Annotated in this window: 2 protein-coding genes; both read right to left on the bottom strand. The window is 69.2% G+C overall.

Annotation, left to right across the window (positions count from 1 at the left end):
* Window positions 1–386: aldehyde dehydrogenase family protein (locus tag E4634_RS21115; RefSeq protein WP_135446666.1), on the bottom strand; the 386-nt coding region annotated here is incomplete at its 3' end.
* A 196-nt stretch (window positions 387–582) separates the two neighbouring features.
* Window positions 583–1,410 (bottom strand): zinc-binding dehydrogenase (locus E4634_RS21110; RefSeq protein ID WP_135446665.1); only part of this gene is annotated, 828 nt, incomplete at its 5' end.

Below are 1,410 nucleotides of genomic sequence, written 5' to 3'. Positions count from 1 at the left end.
ACATTGACCACCCCCGCAGGGAACAGGTCGGCGCACAGGGGGCCGGGCATCAGCGTGGGCAGCGGGGTGGTCGGCGCCGGCTTGATCCCCAGCGTATTGCCCGCCAGCAGCGCCGGGCCGATCTTGTTGATCAGCAGCATGATCGGGAAATTCCACGGCGTGATCGCCGCCACCACCCCCAGCGGGTGGCGGTACTCCACCACGCGGACGTTGTCGTCCTCCTTCACCGTGCGCGGTGACAGGTCCAGCCCCGCGGTGAGGTTCAACGAGTAGCCGGCGAACATGATCTCGCCCTGGGCATCGCGCAGCGGCTTGCCCTGTTCGCGGGTGAGGGTCTCGGCCAACGCCTGCGTGGCCGCATCGATCCTTGCGGCGATGCGCCGCATCCGCCCGCGGTGCCTGCGCAAAGGGCTCAGCGGTGGCCGGGTTGATCACCGCCATGCTCGATGCGCCCGCGACGAGTTGGCCGTCGATCAGCAGTTTGTAGTCAGTCGTCATCCGGTTCTCCAGCCGGCGCCCGTGCGCCGTGTTTGGCCTGGTTTCCGCCGCGGTTCAGCAGGTCATTGCGCGGCGCACAGCACGTCACGCCATGCGCAGGACGGCCTTGATTGCAGTCCCGCCCTCGGCGGCGGCGATCGCCGCGTTGATATCCTCGAAATCGTAATAGCTGACCAGCCTATCCACCGGGAAGCGGCCGGCCTGGTAGTGCGCCATCAGCTGCGGGATAAAGGTCTGGATATCGCTGTCGCCTTCCATCACGCCCTGGATGCGCTTGCCCGCGGTCATCAGGCCGATGGCATTGACGCCCAGGGTATCTGTCGCGCCGTAGGAGGCTAGCAGGCCCAGGGTACCCTGCGCGGCCAGCAGGCCGACCCACTGTTCGGCCACCGCGATCCGGCCCGTGGTATCGATGGCGTAGTCGACCCCGCGCGGGCAGATGGCGCGCAGCGCCGTCTCGATATCCCCGCCGGCATCCAGGGCGTGGCTCGCACCCAGTTCCCGCGCCACGTCCAGGCGCCCGGCCTGCACGTCCACGGCGATCACTGTCGTCGCGCCGGCGATGTGTTTCGCGGCGCACACCGCGGCGAGGCCAACCGCGCCGGCACCGAGCACGGCGACACTGCTGCCCGGCCGCACCTGCAGCGAATTGAGTACCGCCCCGGCACCGGTCTGGAAGCCGCAGCCGAAGGGGCCGGCCAGTTCCAGCGGAAAATCCGCGGGCACCCTGACCAGCGCGCTCGCCGCACACAGGCTGTGGCTGGCGAAGGACGACTGGCCGAAGAAGTGCGAGAGCACCGGCGCGCCATCGTGACTCAGCCCACTGCTGCCGTCGCTGCGCCCGCCGACGAAGTTGAGCGGGAAGAACTGTTCGCAGTAGGCCGGCGCGCCGCGCGCACAGCACGGGCACTG

The sequence above is a fragment of the Mangrovimicrobium sediminis genome (assembly GCF_004745945.1).
GTDB classification, from domain to species: domain Bacteria; phylum Pseudomonadota; class Gammaproteobacteria; order Pseudomonadales; family Halieaceae; genus Mangrovimicrobium; species Mangrovimicrobium sediminis.
This window is presented reverse-complemented; position numbering and strand designations above follow the sequence as displayed.